Origin of the sequence: Mesorhizobium sp. M0047, from assembly GCF_040323315.1 — a bacterium.
Taxonomy (GTDB): domain Bacteria; phylum Pseudomonadota; class Alphaproteobacteria; order Rhizobiales; family Rhizobiaceae; genus Mesorhizobium.
Genome location: NZ_JAMYUW010000039.1, coordinates 1 through 14,492 on the forward strand (window position 1 = coordinate 1; position 14,492 = coordinate 14,492).

15 protein-coding genes and 1 pseudogene are annotated in these 14,492 nt (G+C 61.7%); 11 read left to right on the forward strand and 5 right to left on the reverse strand.

The annotated features are described in order from the left end of the window. The first annotated feature begins 185 nt into the window (after positions 1 to 185). The 4 genes from NKJ89_RS27695 (at position 186) to recJ (ending at position 3,813) form a co-directional block, all read left to right on the forward strand. Complete coding sequence (locus NKJ89_RS27695; protein ID WP_352607197.1) at positions 186 to 353, forward strand: Thivi_2564 family membrane protein; 168 nt, start codon at positions 186 to 188, stop codon at positions 351 to 353. A 203-nt stretch (positions 354 to 556) separates the two neighbouring features. Further along, positions 557 to 1,540 (forward strand): class II fructose-bisphosphatase, encoded by a 984-nt coding sequence (gene glpX / locus NKJ89_RS27700; protein WP_352607199.1) that lies wholly within the window; start codon positions 557 to 559, stop codon positions 1,538 to 1,540. Positions 1,541 to 1,613: 73 nt separating this feature from the next. Further along, the gene (locus tag NKJ89_RS27705) at positions 1,614 to 1,823 is read left to right on the forward strand and encodes a DUF6434 domain-containing protein (RefSeq protein ID WP_352607201.1); all 210 of its coding nucleotides are present in this window, start codon (positions 1,614 to 1,616) and stop codon (positions 1,821 to 1,823) included. A gap of 205 nt (positions 1,824 to 2,028) precedes the next feature. Then, positions 2,029 to 3,813: a single-stranded-DNA-specific exonuclease RecJ gene (gene recJ, locus NKJ89_RS27710; protein WP_352607203.1), complete on the forward strand. Its 1,785-nt coding sequence runs from the start codon at positions 2,029 to 2,031 to the stop codon at positions 3,811 to 3,813. A gap of 6 nt (positions 3,814 to 3,819) precedes the next feature. Here the strand turns inward: recJ and NKJ89_RS27715 are convergent, their stop codons facing one another. The 3 genes from NKJ89_RS27715 to folE all read right to left on the reverse strand — a co-directional run bounded on the left by NKJ89_RS27715 (position 3,820) and on the right by folE (position 6,003). Next, the gene (locus NKJ89_RS27715; RefSeq protein ID WP_023757566.1) at positions 3,820 to 4,785 is read right to left on the reverse strand and encodes a patatin family protein; all 966 of its coding nucleotides are present in this window, start codon (positions 4,783 to 4,785) and stop codon (positions 3,820 to 3,822) included. Positions 4,786 to 4,869: 84 nt separating this feature from the next. Beyond that, positions 4,870 to 5,331 carry a phosphoribosyl-AMP cyclohydrolase gene (gene hisI, locus NKJ89_RS27720; protein ID WP_352607205.1) on the reverse strand — a complete coding sequence of 154 codons (462 nt, stop codon included), beginning with the start codon at positions 5,329 to 5,331 and terminating at the stop codon, positions 4,870 to 4,872. Positions 5,332 to 5,367: 36 nt separating this feature from the next. Next, positions 5,368 to 6,003 (reverse strand): GTP cyclohydrolase I FolE, encoded by a 636-nt coding sequence (folE, locus tag NKJ89_RS27725; RefSeq protein ID WP_352607207.1) that lies wholly within the window; start codon positions 6,001 to 6,003, stop codon positions 5,368 to 5,370. A gap of 239 nt (positions 6,004 to 6,242) precedes the next feature. Here folE and NKJ89_RS27730 point away from each other — a divergent pair, with 239 nt between their 5' ends. Beyond that, the gene (locus NKJ89_RS27730; protein WP_023757563.1) at positions 6,243 to 6,737 is read left to right on the forward strand and encodes an iron-sulfur cluster assembly scaffold protein; all 495 of its coding nucleotides are present in this window, start codon (positions 6,243 to 6,245) and stop codon (positions 6,735 to 6,737) included. A 458-nt stretch (positions 6,738 to 7,195) separates the two neighbouring features. Here the strand turns inward: NKJ89_RS27730 and NKJ89_RS27735 are convergent, their stop codons facing one another. After that, entirely contained in the window at positions 7,196 to 7,309 is a 114-nt protein-coding gene (locus NKJ89_RS27735; RefSeq protein ID WP_198032176.1) for a hypothetical protein, read from the reverse strand. Positions 7,310 to 7,509: 200 nt separating this feature from the next. After that, positions 7,510 to 7,812, reverse strand: a complete 303-nt coding sequence (locus NKJ89_RS27740) for a hypothetical protein (protein ID WP_023757561.1) — start codon at positions 7,810 to 7,812, stop codon at positions 7,510 to 7,512. Between the two features lie 263 nt (positions 7,813 to 8,075). Between NKJ89_RS27740 and NKJ89_RS27745 the strand changes: the two genes are divergently transcribed. The 6 genes and pseudogenes from NKJ89_RS27745 to thrS all read left to right on the forward strand — a co-directional run bounded on the left by NKJ89_RS27745 (position 8,076) and on the right by thrS (position 14,434). Next, the gene (locus NKJ89_RS27745; RefSeq protein ID WP_352607209.1) at positions 8,076 to 8,630 is read left to right on the forward strand and encodes a heme NO-binding domain-containing protein; all 555 of its coding nucleotides are present in this window, start codon (positions 8,076 to 8,078) and stop codon (positions 8,628 to 8,630) included. 165 nt (positions 8,631 to 8,795) lie between these two features. After that, positions 8,796 to 10,160, forward strand: a complete 1,365-nt coding sequence (locus NKJ89_RS27750) for a putative bifunctional diguanylate cyclase/phosphodiesterase (protein ID WP_352607211.1) — start codon at positions 8,796 to 8,798, stop codon at positions 10,158 to 10,160. A gap of 220 nt (positions 10,161 to 10,380) precedes the next feature. After that, positions 10,381 to 10,735 (forward strand): annotated as a pseudogene (locus tag NKJ89_RS27755) (ISAs1 family transposase); the annotation flags it as partial. Positions 10,736 to 10,983: 248 nt separating this feature from the next. Then, positions 10,984 to 11,358, forward strand: a complete 375-nt coding sequence (yidD, locus tag NKJ89_RS27760) for a membrane protein insertion efficiency factor YidD (protein ID WP_023757557.1) — start codon at positions 10,984 to 10,986, stop codon at positions 11,356 to 11,358. 146 nt (positions 11,359 to 11,504) lie between these two features. Continuing rightward, positions 11,505 to 12,332, forward strand: a complete 828-nt coding sequence (gene blaOXA, locus NKJ89_RS27765) for a class D beta-lactamase (RefSeq protein WP_352607213.1) — start codon at positions 11,505 to 11,507, stop codon at positions 12,330 to 12,332. A 125-nt stretch (positions 12,333 to 12,457) separates the two neighbouring features. Next, positions 12,458 to 14,434 carry a threonine--tRNA ligase gene (gene thrS, locus NKJ89_RS27770; protein WP_352607215.1) on the forward strand — a complete coding sequence of 659 codons (1,977 nt, stop codon included), beginning with the start codon at positions 12,458 to 12,460 and terminating at the stop codon, positions 14,432 to 14,434. Positions 14,435 to 14,492 lie beyond the last annotated feature (58 nt).

The window sequence follows — 14,492 nt, forward strand, 5'->3', positions numbered from 1 at the left end:
TAAAACTCCGTCTCCCGCGCGGGGCGGGGGGGTTTTGGTGGGGTGTGGTGTTTTTTGGCTGGGTGGTCTCTTTTGTTCGCTTAATCAACTCCCGGGCGGGGTGTTTTCTGCGCCGGGGCCCCCCCAGGGCCGGCTTTTCCAGCTTACTTCCCTGTTTCAGCACGTCTCTTTTGGAGGAGGGTACCATGGCTTCATCTGCCTTGATCGGCATCCTGATCACCTTTCTGGTGATCATCCTGGTTCTCTACCTTGTCCAGCGCTTGCCATTGGATGGCAGGACGCGGCAGATCGTCCGGATCATCGTCACCATCATCGGCATCATTTCGCTGCTCAAATATCTCGCGGTGTTTTAGGCCGAGAATGCGCGATTGTCACCTTTTGAAGGCCGGTGCGGTCCACAGCAACCGGGCGGATTTCCTCGCAGGTTGCAGTTTAATCGATTGATGTTACTATCTTTTCGACAAAACTATTGGCAGGTCTTGCCGTTGTCATGCTCGTTTGACAAAACAGGCCCGCCTCCGGCGGGAGGCTGCATTGCCAACGAGGAAATCACCAGATGAATGTGGCCCAGAACATCGTCGCCGGTCTCGATCGGATACTCACCATGGAACTGGTGCGCGTCACCGAACGGGCAGCAGTCGCCGCCGCCAAGCTACGCGGGCGCGGCGACGAATTGGCGGCTGACCAGGTCGCCGTGGATGCCATGCGCCAGGAGCTCAACCGGCTTGCCATCAAGGGCACGGTGGTGATCGGCGAGGGCGAACGGGATGAGGCGCCGATGCTCTATATCGGCGAGGAGGTCGGCACCGGGAAAGGTCCGGCCGTCGATATCGCGCTCGATCCGCTGGAAGGCACGACGATCTGCGCCAAGAACCTGCCCAATGCGCTCGCCGTTATCGCAATCGCCGAGAAGGGTAGCCTGCTGTTCGCGCCCGACGTCTACATGGAAAAGATCGCTATCGGTCCGGGCTACGCCGACGGCATCATCGACATCGATGCCTCGCCGGCCGAAAACATCGCCAATCTCGCCCGGGCCAAGGGCGTCGCCGTGTCGGACATCACTGCCTGTATCCTCGACCGGCCGCGTCATGCCAAGCTGATCGATGACGTGCGCGCCACGGGTGCTGCGATCCGGCTGATCGGCGACGGCGATGTCGCCGGCGTAATCCACACCACCGATCCCGAGGAAACCGGCATCGACATCTATCTCGGCACTGGCGGCGCACCCGAGGGCGTGCTGGCCGCGGCCGCGCTGCGTTGCACCGGTGGCCAGATGCAGGGCCGGCTGATCCTCGACACGCCGGAAAAGGTCGCACGCGCGGCAAAGATGGGTATTTCCAATCCGAAGCGGGTCTATCGAGCCGAAGAGATGGCGCGCGGCGACGTGTTGTTCGCGGCCACCGGCGTCACCGACGGCAACATGCTGGCAGGCGTCAAGTTTGGCCGCAACTATATCACCACCCACACGGTCGTGCTGCGCTCGTCGTCGCGGACGGTGCGCGAGATCAAGGCCCGCCATCAGGATCTGGACAAGTTCTGACGCCCGCTTACGCAGCCACCTTGCAATTGTTAGCCAGTTGGGCGCATCCGATGCCGGCTGCAAGGATTTGACGATGAACCCGTTCGACTGGCACGCGGATCCGATTTCGCGCGCCACCGCCATCACGAAGTCCTATCGCAGTACCCAGAACGTGCGCCGCTTTCTCATCCGGGAATGCGGCGATGCGTTCAGGTTCGACCGGCCTTTCATGGCCTGGCTCAAGGACGGTGCGGAAAAGACGATGGGCGATGCGGCCGACGAATGGCTGCGGGCGCCAGGCTGAAAAGCGGAAAGCGTAGTTTTCTTGAAATCTCCCGGGACGGCGCATCACCGCGCACCACTTGGCCTTGCCTGTCTTTGGCCTAATGCGCGTCGCGTTCACGCGACGCGCATTAGGTTGTTGTTTATGCATGTCGTTGTCCCAAAACCGCTGCATACTTTTGGGCGACATGCATTATCGTGCGGCCAACCATGAGTTGGCAAAACGTATGACCGGCGAAAAACGCCTCTTCCTCGATGTCAGGCAGTCGGTATCCGGGGTTTCCTGGGAACACCGGCTGACCGAACGCCAGGACATGATCGCGCTTGCCATCGCGCAAGGCCATGGCGTGCCCGACATCGTCGCACGGGTGCTTGCCGGGCGCAGTGTCACCGCCGAGCAGACCGAGCGGTTTCTCGACCCGACGATCCGCGATCTTCTGCCGGATCCGGCATCGCTGACCGACATGGACAGGGCGGCGGCCCGCATCGCCGCTGCGGTGATGGCCAGGGAAAAGGTGGCGATCTTCGGCGACTATGATGTCGACGGCGCCGCTTCGTCGGCCTTGCTGAAGCGGTTCCTTGCGCATTTCTCGGTGCCTTCGGAAATCTACATTCCGGATCGCATTTTCGAGGGCTATGGTCCCAATCCAGACGCCATGCGTGAATTGGTCTCGCGTGGCGCGACACTGATCGTCACGGTCGATTGCGGCACCAACAGCGCCGTTTCCATCGATGCCGCCAACGAGGCTGGCGCCGATGTCGTGGTGCTCGACCATCACCAGGTCGGTGGTGCCTTGCCGGCGGCAATTGCCGTCGTCAATCCCAACCGGGACGACGACCTTTCCGGGCAGGGCCATCTCTGTGCCGCCGGCGTGGTCTTCCTCGCCCTTGTGCAGACGGCCAGGATCCTGCGTGGCCGGATGGCCGATGCCACGCCGCCCGACCTGCTTTCGCTGCTCGATCTCGTCGCCCTTGCCACCGTCTGCGACGTGGTACCGCTGACCGGCGTCAACCGCGCCTTCGTGGTCAAGGGACTGCAGATGGCGCGCCAGCAGAAGAACGAAGGGCTTGCTGCGCTCGCACGGGTCTCGCGTATCGGCGAGCCGGTCAGCACCTTCCATCTGGCCTATCTGATCGGTCCGCGCATCAATGCCGGCGGACGCATCGGCGATGCCGCGCTCGGCAGCCGCCTGCTTGCGACCGACGACCCGGTCGAGGCGCGCAGTATTGCCGAGACGCTCGACCGGCTCAACCAGGAACGGCAGCTGATGGAGCAGGAGATGCTCGCGGCGGCACGTGTCGAGGCCGATGCCGAGCTTGCCGGCGGCAATGGCCCTGCCATCGTCGTCACCGCCAGCAACACCTGGCATCCTGGCATTGTCGGTCTGCTTGCTTCACGGCTGAAGGATCATGCGCGGCGGCCTGCCTTCGCCATTGCCTTCAACGCCAATGGCACCGGCACCGGCTCGGGCCGCTCGGTGTCGGGCTTCGACCTCGGCCGGCTGGTGCGCGAGGCGGCCGATGCCGGGCTGATCGTCAAGGGCGGCGGCCACGGCATGGCGGCGGGTATCACAGTGGAGCGGGCGAAGCTCGGCGAACTCAGGGCGTTTTTCGAAGAGCGGGCGGCCGCCGACGTGTTCCGCCTGCAGGGCGAGGAAAGCCTGGCGATCGACGGTGCGCTTGCCGCCGAAGGCGCGACGCTCGGCCTTCTCGACGCACTGGAAAAGGCCGGACCCTTCGGTGCCGGGCATGTGGCACCCGTTTTCGTGCTGCCGCGTCACCGACTGGCCGATGCGCGGCCGGTAGGCACCAACCACATTCGCGTCGAGCTACAGTCGGAAAGCGGCGGCCGCATCCAGGCGATCGCCTTTCGCGCCGTCGATACCGCACTAGGCGAATTCCTGTTCAAGAACCGCGGCAAGACAATCCACGTCGCCGGTTCGTTGTCGGGCAATTACTGGAACGGCAACCGCACTGTGCAATTTCGCATCACCGATGCGGCGCGGGCATGACGTCGATCAGGCGAGAACCGTTTGCAGCCGGGTCAGTTCGCCGATCTGCGCCATCGTCGCCTGATAGCCGAGGCTGATCGCCTCGTCGGCGCGATGGAATTCGGTCAGGCCGATATGGCTGAGCTTCGGCTGCAGCGACATGTCTGGCGGATCGCCGGCAAGCCTGGCGCGCGAAATCCGGTCCTGGATGATGTTGAAAGCCTCGACCATGACGCCGGTGATGCCGAGCCGCGTCTGGTGCGACTGGCGCTCGGTGTCGACCTGGCCGGGCTTGGGCGCGTCCTTTTCTACGACCAATTCGCCGGCACTATGCTTGATGACGGCGGCGCGACCGAACAGATCGTAGTGAAGGTTGACCGCCACGACGAGCGGCTGCTCATAGGCGCGGCAGACCGAAACCGGAACCGGGTTGACCAGCGCGCCATCGACTAGCACGCGGCCGTTGCAATTCACGGGCTCGAACACGCCGGGCAGCGCATACGAGGCGCGCATGGCGGTGATCAGCGAGCCACTTGAAAGCCAGATTTCATGCCCCGTGCGGATTTCGGATGTGACGGCGACGAATGGCCTGGCCAGGTCCTCGAAACGAATGCCGGCCATGTGCTCGCGCAGCCGGGCGTCGAGCTTCATGCCACCGAAAAGGCCGCTGCCGCGCAGGTTGAGATCGAGCAGGCCGAAGATACGTCGCTTGGTCAGGCTGCGGGCGAATTCTTCGAGTTCGTCCAGTTTGCCGGCGAGATAGCAACCGCCGACCAGCGCGCCAATCGAGGTGCCGGCGATCATCGAGACTTCGATGCCGGCTTCGTCAAGCGCACGCAGCACGCCGATATGCGCCCAGCCGCGGGCGCAACCACCGCCCAAGGCGAGCGAAATGCCGGTTTGACTTGCTGTTTCCGATGCGCCGCCGGAGGAGGACAGGCCGTTGGCCTCCCTGACATCTGGTCTGTTACGCAATGACGCCCACTCGAGCATCAAGATCTCCCTTGTCCCGGGGCTAATATACAGGCGGGCCGTATCGAAATCATGAATTTGTGTCGCTGGTGTCAGGCAGAAGGTTCAAACTGGTGGTTTCCGATATGTGTTTTCCGCATCGAACAGCGGCTTGTTGCCGTCGTCGGCAAGCGTCCCCTTGCCATCGACAAGCCTCACCGTCCGATAAAAGCATGAACGCCGGCCGGTGTGACAAGTTGCGTCGTGGCCCAACACTTTGACGCGCAACCATATGGCGTCCTGGTCACAATCCGTGAGCACGTCGACAACCTGCTGGAAATTGCCTGATGTTTCGCCCTTTTTCCACAGCGCATTGCGCGAGCGCGACCAGTAGTGAGCGATGCCGCTCTCCAGCGTCAGTGCCAGCGCCTGCGCATTCATGTGAGCCACCATCAACAGCATGCCGTCTGCGGCATCGGTGACGACGACGGTGACCAGGCCGGCTGCGTCGAAGCGCGGTGAAAACACCGCGCCTTCCTCCAACGCCTTCTTGTCTGACGGAGCTTTCGGAAATTCCAGTGCCGACATCGCCGGTCCTTGTTCTTGGTGGCCGGCGAGGGCCATTTAGACCCCGCCGCCGCGCACCATGGTGACGAAACGAACCTGCTCCTCGGGCGTGTCCTTGAAGACACCAGTGAAGGTCGAGGTCAGGGTGGTCGAACCTTGCTTGCGGATGCCGCGCATAGCCATGCACATGTGCTCTGCCTCGATCATCACGGCGACGCCGCGCGGATTGAGCACATCCTGGATGACGCCGGCGATCTGGGCCGTTAGGGCCTCCTGCGTCTGCAGGCGATGGGCGAAGATATCGACCACGCGTGCGATCTTGGACAGGCCGACGACCTTGCCGTCCGGCAGATAGCCGACATGCGCTTTGCCGATGATCGGCACCATGTGGTGCTCGCAATGCGAATGGAATGTTATGTCCTTGACGATGACCAGGTCGTCGTAACCGGCGACCTCTTCGAAGGTGCGGCCGAGTTCCTCGGCCGGGCACATGTCGTAGCCACCGAACATTTCGCGAAAGGCCTTGGCCACCCGCTTTGGCGTGTCGACCAGCCCTTCGCGGTCCGGATTGTCGCCGGTCCAACGCAAAAGCGTGCGCACGGCGGCCTCGACTTCGGCTTCGCTCGGCCGGTCGGTAACCGGCTTCTCCATATAGGCCGACTGGGGCATGAGTTTCTTAATAACGGCATCCATAAAGGCGTCTCCCGTAGTCCCTCTCGGCGGAGGAACGAGTTGAACGGACCACGACCTTTCGGTGTCGGAAACTCGCCCCGTTTCCAGCCCCGCAAGTGGCGTGAACTTTCCGGCTAGGACACTGACTTTCGTTGTCTTGTCGATACCGGACTGCCAGCATTATATAAGGTCATGACGAGCGAAAGGAAGACACGGCAGCGGCAATCGCTGTTCGCTTGGCGGCGACGGATTGGAAAATAATGATAAACGACGTCTATAATGCGAAAATTCTCGGTTTTGCCGGAAACATCGCCCGCATCGGTCGCCTGGAACATCCCGACGCGACCGCCAAGGCGCATTCCAAGCTGTGCGGCTCGACCGTCACCGTCGACCTCAAGATGCAAGACGGCGTGGTCACGGATTTCGCACATGACGTGAAGGCCTGCGCGCTCGGCCAGGCATCGTCCTCGATCATGGCGCAGCATGTCGTCGGCGCGAACGCCGAAGAACTGCGTGCGGTGCGTGAGGCCATGCTGAAGATGCTGAAGGAAAATGGCGCGCCGCCTGACGGCCGCTTCGCGGATCTGAAATATCTGGAGCCGGTGCGCGACTACAAGGCGCGGCATGCCTCGACCATGCTGACTTTCGACGCCGTGGTCGATGCGATCGGCCAGATCGAGAGGAAGCGCGCCGAAGAAGCGGCCTCAGGGCCGATAACCGACGAGGAACGAATTATGGTGCGGCCGGCGGAATGAAGCTTGACCCCACCATAACGGGCGGCACATCGAAACCGAATACGGTAAAAGATTGTGCCCCCGGCCAGCAGACCGGCAGCGCACAGTCCTCGGCGGCTGGTCAGGCGACAGTCGACGCGAAGGGCGCCGCCCTTATCCAGATGAAAAAGACAACTGCGGGCTGTTGAATCATCGCCGCCCGCTTCGCCAAGCGGTATCTGAGTCTTGACGCCCCGTCATGTGGAGGGGCGTTAAGCCTTCGCCTTCCGCTTCGCGGGCGCCTTCTCAACAGGTCCAGCCTTGCGGCCGAGACCGCTAGCATCCGTGTCGCGGCGTAGTTTGGCGCCACTATCGGAAAGTCGGAAGGCAGGCTTCACTTAGCGATATTCTTTTGGCGTCATGCCAAGCAAACCAGGTGGCGTTTCAAGTGGAAAGGCCAGGTTTCCGAACACAGTTTTCGATGGGTAGATCACCGGGAACTAGAACACCTGCGCGATGTTACGGTCAGCCGTCCTGACGCGCGTGACATCCCGGTCGCCAAGCACGACACGTCCGTCCGACGGGAACAGCAATCCCGACATGATGTTCAGCATCGTGGCCTTGCCACAGCCGGACGGACCGAGCAACGCGTAGTCTTGCCGTCCTCGAACAGAATGTCCGACTTCTCAAGTGCATAGGGGGCAGCGCCATAGCGGTGGTCGAGGCCATCGAGGTAGACGGGCCATCAGGATTGCCCTCCCATGGACGGCTCCGGCGCGGCCATCAGGACGCCGTCGCTGTCGGCGGCGAAGCATTAGAAGCGATCGGGGTTGATCGCGACTGCAATGTCGTCACCGAGAGTTACGCTGTGCACACCCTCGACTTGGATCACCGCCGACCCGAAAGGCGCATCGAAATAGAGGAAGGTCTCGGAGCCTGAGACCTCGGAGAAAGTCACGCGGCCGGTCGTCCCCGTTACCGCCAAGGAGAGTTCGTTGGCCCGGATACCAAACCGGTAGCGGCCCGGTTTCAAGGTTTCCAAATGACGCGCGCGCAGCACCGCGATGCTACCGGCCAGGCGGATGTGCCACCGGCGCCGCCGAACAGACTGCGCCAACCGACGGATCCGCGTCTGTCGACGGCGCCAGCGATCCAATATCCACGCCGTCGCGGAGTTTGCCGGTATTCTGGCCGCTCCTCTAGGGCGCGCCTCCTTGTCGAGGGAGTGGGCCGCCAGCATTGCCTGCAACGTCGACGGCGTACGGAGAGGCAACTTATGTGACCGATTTTTTTCATTCTTAATTATACCCTTAACTATACATTCTATGCTGCGGTTTAGGCTCAGAACTGGGGCCGGTCCAATAGGCGAGTGAGGGCAACATGAAGGGTATGGTATTCACCGAACTGCTGGGCTTCGTGGAACAGACCTATGGGGCTGATGCGGTGGATGACCTCATAGAGGCTTCCGATCTGCCGAGCGGTGGCGCCTACACCGCGGTGGGAACTTATGACCACAAGGAGATGCAATCTCTCGTCACCACATTGGCCGCGCAAAGCCACACGCCGCCAGACGAGTTGCTGGGTTTATTCGGCCAGCATTTGATCGGGCGTTTCAAGGCTTCGTTCCCCGACTTCTTCAAGACGGCAGCCACCCTCTTTGATTTCCTCGAAAGTATCGATAGGCATATCCACGTGGAGGTGCGTAAGCTCTACCCCGATGCCGAGCTGCCGGAATTTCGGGCCGAGCGCGTCGGTCATGGGGCAATGAACCTTGATTATCGCAGCAGCCGTCCCTTCGAGGCGCTTGCCTCCGGCCTCATTCTTGGAGCGGCTCAGATCTACGCTGAGACTGTGCGAATAGAGCGAAGCTCCCACGAAAACGGCGGCGAGAAATTCGTTCGTTTTTCGATCCAGAAGACAGGTGCGATAGCTTAAATGCTCTCGGAAGCCAGCCATTCCGAGGATCGCGTTGCGCGTCTCGAACGGCGTCTCCAACGCGAACGGCGAGCACGTGAAGCGGCCGAATGGCTGCTCGAGGCGAAGTCGCTTGAGCTCTACAACGCCAACAGCCACCTGACTGTGCTGGCCAACGATCTCGAAATGCGCGTCCTCGATCGCACTCACGAGTTGGAGGTCTCCCGTCAGCAGGCCCTGTTCCTTGCGGAGCGCGATCCTCTGACCACGCTCGCCAATCGGGGCAGTTTCGCTCGCGATCTGGACGCGGCCATCAATGCGGCCCATGTTCAAGGTGGCTGGGTACAACTTCTGTTTGTAGATCTCGACCGGTTCAAGGAAATCAACGACAATTACGGCCATGCCGTAGGAGACGCGGTGCTGCTGGCGGTTGCCGACCGGTTGCGGGCAATTTGCAAGGAGCAGGAGGTGGCAGGCCGGCTGGGTGGTGATGAGTTCGGTGTTATCTGCGTGACGCCAATTCACAGCGAACGTGCCCGCGAGATCGCGGCGAAGGTCATGGAGGCCATGAGCAGGCCTATCGCTTGTGGCCGCCTGCAGTTGATCGTCAGTTGCTCGGTCGGTTTTGCAAGCTTCCCCGGCAATGCCACGGATTCGCCAACGCTGCAGCGCTTCGCCGATATAGCTCTGTACCGCTCCAAGTCGGCGGGGCGCTCGACATGGACGGAATTTGACGAAACGATGGCGGCAGAGCTTGAGCACCTCCAGGGATTGGAAGCAGAATTGCGCAGCGCCGTGGCGGCGCGAGAGATCGAGCCCTGGTATCAGCCGATTATCTCCACCCAGAGCAACAGGATCGTCGGGGTGGAGGCGCTTGCACGATGGCAGCATGCCGAGCGCGGGCTCATTCTTCCCGGGCTGTTCATCCCGCTGGCCGAGGAAAGTTCGTTGATCATCGAACTCGGCCTGGCGATGATCGACCGCTGCTGCCAGGAGATGTATCCGCTCATCCGCGAAGGTCGTCTCAACTATGTGTCGATCAATCTATCGACGCGCCACTTGCGTTCGCCCTCGGTGGTCGAGCAGATCGCCGCGACGTTGGCTCGTCATCGCTTTCCGCCCTCGGCGCTTCAGCTTGAAATCACGGAAAGCCGGCTGCTCATTGATTTCGAACAGGCTGAGGAGCGGCTTTCACACTTTCGCGCGCTCGGCATCCGAATTGCCCTCGACGATTTCGGAGCGGGCTATTCAAGCCTTTCATACATCAGGCGATTGCCGTTGGACGTTATCAAGATCGATCGCTCGTTTGCCAGGGACATCAGCTCCGACGGGCAGGCCGAAGCGGTGGTCAAAGCGATCGTTCAACTCGCACAGGCCCTGGACCTGCATATCATCGCAGAAGGCATTGAAACCGAAAGCCAGGCGCTCCGGCTGACCAGCTGCGGCTGTTTCGTCCAACAGGGATATTTGTTTGGCAGGCCGATGCCCTTGAGGAAAATCACGCAATATCTTGAGGCCGGTGCGAATCCGATGCATGCCACCCAAAGATAGGATGACGTTTTCTTGCGTCCCTGAGGCGGCGCCCACAGGAGTGGCGCGACCACGAATGCGTCCCACAGCACCACGACGAGATATTTCAACGCCTTCATCGGGTGGGGTCCGCGCGGCCAGACCGTGCCAACGACGATGAAGGGCCTCCCAGCTGGTTCATATCCCCCGCGCTGTTACCGAGTGCGGCGTTACACCTCGCACCCCAGTTTGGAACCGCAGGAGGGAAGCGGTCCCCGACAAGAGCAGCGAAACGACGGCCATTCCCGTGCTCTTGCAGCGGCTGGGAGCAAATGAGGGCTTGAAAGGCGCGCTGGTCTCGATCGACGCCATCGCCACCAATGCCACGATCGCCCAAGCCATCCGCGATCAAGGGGGGCGACTATCTGTTGGCCGTCAAGGCCAACCAACCCACACTCAGAGCCGAGATCGAGCACTATTTCGACGACGCTCCCGCCGATTGCCTCGACAGCGCCGTCGATCTCGACAAGGTCCATGGCCGCATCGAGGAGCGCATCGTCACCGTCAGCCACGAGGCCGGCTGGCGCAAGGGCCAGCGTCGCTTTCCCGGTGAACTGCCCGTGATGCTCTGCCGCTGCCGCCGAACCACCCCTGGCGCATCCGCGCAAGCTGCCGGTGGTCCTGAGCCGCGACGAGGTTGCCCCGGCTGCTCAACGCCACCACCTGCCTCAAGCACCAGGCCGCGCTGTCGGTCGCTTATGGCGCCACACACCGTCCGTGACGGCGGGAGGCGCACAAGGAGTGGGATTGCGTTCTCCTGACGAAGCCCACATCTATCGCGTGGGAGCGCGATACGGAGACCGCAGTGGGCGACCAGCATGGACATGCGCATAGCGCCGGACCGCCAAGGCGTGGGCGCAACTGGCCCGGCCCGTGGCGCAAGACGCCCGGCCGTGTCCTAGGCACGACGCTCGTGCGCATTTACCAACTGACACTGTCCGGCTTTGTCGGCAATTCCTGCCGGCATTTGCCGACCTGTTCCGAATACGCGCACGAGGCGATCGCCCGCCATGGCTTGTGGGCCGGCGGCTGGATGGGCTTTTTTCGGGTGCTGCGTTGCGGCCCATTCGGCACGCATGGCATCGACCGCGTGCCGGAAACCCTGGCTAAGCGCTATGTCTGGTTCACGCCCTGGCGCTACTGGCGGATCGGCAGCAAGCCGGGCGAAGAGCAGGGGTGACGGCGCCAGCGAAATCTCGGCCGTATTGCGAGTTTACGATCCGGTAGGGTTAACGCCAGGCTGCACAGAGACTGCGCATTTGAGACAAAATCGAGACAAGAGACCTCGCTAAGCCGCTCGCGAACCCCCTCTGGAGCGAGCATCAAATGCGTAACATAGACCGTCTTCCCTTCATCTTTGCCGGCGGCCTGTTTCTGCTCGCCTGGCTGCTGGGATTTCCGATGCGCGCGCAATCGGCGCCGCTGATGGACGTGCAATGCACGCTGATCGCCGATGCGGCGAGCGGCAAGACGCTCTACCAGAATGGCGTGTGCGATCAGCGGTTCAGCCCGGCCTCGACGTTCAAGGTGCCGGTGTCGCTGATCGGTTATGACAGTGGAATCTTGGGCGACGAGCACACACCGAGCTGGGATTACAAGCCGGAGTTCAAGGCCTTGAAGCGGGACCAGAAGACCGTCGATCCGATGATCTGGGAAAGGGATTCGATCCTCTGGTATTCGCGTGAAATCACCCGCCGGCTTGGGCCGCAAAGCTTTGCCGGCTATGTCTCGAAATTCGACTACGGCAATGCCGATGTTTCCGGCAATCCCGGCAAGAATGATGGCCTGACCCAATCCTGGGTGAGTTCCTCCCTGAAGATCACGCCGGTCGAGCAGGTCGATTTCCTGCGCAGGTTTCTGGCCCGCAAGCTGCCGGTCTCGGCCAAAGCGTACGACATGACATCAGCCATCATCCCGACCTTCCAGGCAGGAGGCTGGACGGTGCGAGGCAAGACCGGCAGCACCACGCTGGCTAACGATGCCGACAAGGTCAGGGATAAGCGCTCGCTAGGCTGGTTCGTCGGCTGGGCGAACAAGGACGGCCGCCAGATCGTCTTTGCGCGGCTGGTCGTCGATACCAACCGCACCGACATGCCCAAGGGCCTCAAGACCCGGGTCGCGTTCCTGAAGGACCTGCCGCTGCTCATCAAATGAACGCCTGACATGAGCCGGGCTTTACGGCGGCGGAATCTGTCCATAAAAGACAGCCGCCGCCGGACGCGTCCGGCTTGACCCACGACCACCCGCGCTCGTTTGCGGGACTGGATAGGAGATACATGATGCTGAATTCCGTTTCCCTGACATTTCCCGATGGCTCCGTCCGCGAATACGACGCGGCGATGACCGGTGCTGGCTTGGCCGAATCGATATCGAAATCGCTGGCCAAGAAGGCCGTCGCTTACGCCATCGATGGCACCGTGCGCGACCTCAGCGATCCGCTCGGCAAGTCCGGCAAGGTCGAGATCGTCACCCGCGACGATCCGCGCGCGCTGGAACTGATTCGCCATGACGCGGCGCATGTGCTTGCGGAAGCCGTGCAGGAATTGTGGCCGGGAACGCAGGTGACCATCGGGCCGGTGATCGAGAACGGCTTCTATTACGACTTTGCTCGCAACGAGCCGTTCACGCCGGATGATTTCCCGGTGATCGAGAAGAAGATGCGCGAGATCATTGCGCGCAACAAGCCGTTCACCAAGGAAGTCTGGTCGCGCGACAAGGCGAAGAAAGTGTTTGCCGACAAGGGCGAGCAGTACAAGCTGGAGCTGATCGACGCCATTCCCGAGGATCAGGATCTCAAGATCTATGCGCAAGGCGACTGGTTCGACCTCTGCCGCGGCCCGCACATGGCTTCGACCGGGCAGATCGGCAGTTCCTTCAAATTGATGAAGGTGGCTGGTGCGTATTGGCGCGGTGACTCGAACAACCCGATGCTGACCCGCATCTATGGCACGGCCTGGGCCGACCAGGCGCAGCTCGAAGCCTATCAGATGATGCTCGACGAGGCAGAGAAGCGCGACCATCGGAAGCTCGGCCGCGAGATGGACCTGTTCCATTTCCAGGAAGAGGGCCCGGGCGTCGTCTTCTGGCACGCCAAGGGCTGGAAGATGTTCCAGAACCTGGTCAACTACATGCGCCGCCGCCTCGACGAGCAGGGCTACCAGGAAGTCAACGCGCCGCAGGTACTCGACAAGAGCCTGTGGGAGACGTCAGGCCACTGGGGCTGGTATCGCGACGCCATGTTCAAGGTGACGGTCGCCGGCGACGATACCGATGACGATCGGGTCTTCGCGCTGAAGCCGATGAACTGTCCGGGCCATGTGCAGATTTTCAAGCATGGGTTGAAGTCTTATCGCGATCTGCCCGTAAAGCTTGCAGAATTCGGCAATGTGCATCGCTATGAGCCATCTGGCGCGCTGCATGGGCTCATGCGCGTGCGCGGCTTCACGCAGGACGATGCGCATATCTTCTGCACCGAGGAGCAGCTGGCGTCGGAGTGCCTGCGCATCAACGACCTAATTCTGTCGACCTATGCCGACTTTGGTTTTGACGAGATCAGCGTCAAGCTGTCGACACGGCCGGACAAGCGTGTCGGCACCGACGAAGCGTGGGACCACGCCGAAGCGATCATGGGCAGCGTGCTGGAAACCATCAGGACGCGGTCCGGCAATCGTATCAAGACCTCGATCAATCCGGGTGAGGGCGCCTTCTACGGGCCGAAATTCGAGTATGTGCTGAAGGACGCCATCGGCCGCGAATGGCAGTGCGGCACGACGCAGGTCGATTTCAACCTGCCGGAACGGTTCGGCGCCTTCTATATCGGCTCGGATTCGGAGAAGAAGCAGCCGGTGATGGTGCACCGCGCCATCTGTGGCTCGATGGAGCGCTTCCTCGGCATCCTGATCGAGAACTATTCCGGCCATTTCCCGCTGTGGTTCGCGCCGCTGCAGGTAGTGGTGGCGACGATCACGTCGGATGCCGACGGCTATGCGACCGAAGTGGTGGCAAAGCTGAAGGCCGCAGGGCTGCTGGCGGAAGCGGATCTGCGCAACGAAAAGATCAACTACAAGGTCCGCGAGCACAGCCTGGCCAAGGTTCCCGTCATCCTCGTCTGCGGTAAGCGCGAGGCGGAGGAGCAGACGGTCAATATGCGCCGGTTGGGCTCACGCGACCAGGAATCGCTTGGCCTTGACCAGGCGATCGCGAAACTGACCGAAGAGGTTGTTACGCCCGACCGCAAGCGCAAACGCGCGGCCTGATCGGCATAGTTCCGGCCAAATGGCGGTGGAGCGATCCACCGCCATTTCATATCCTTGT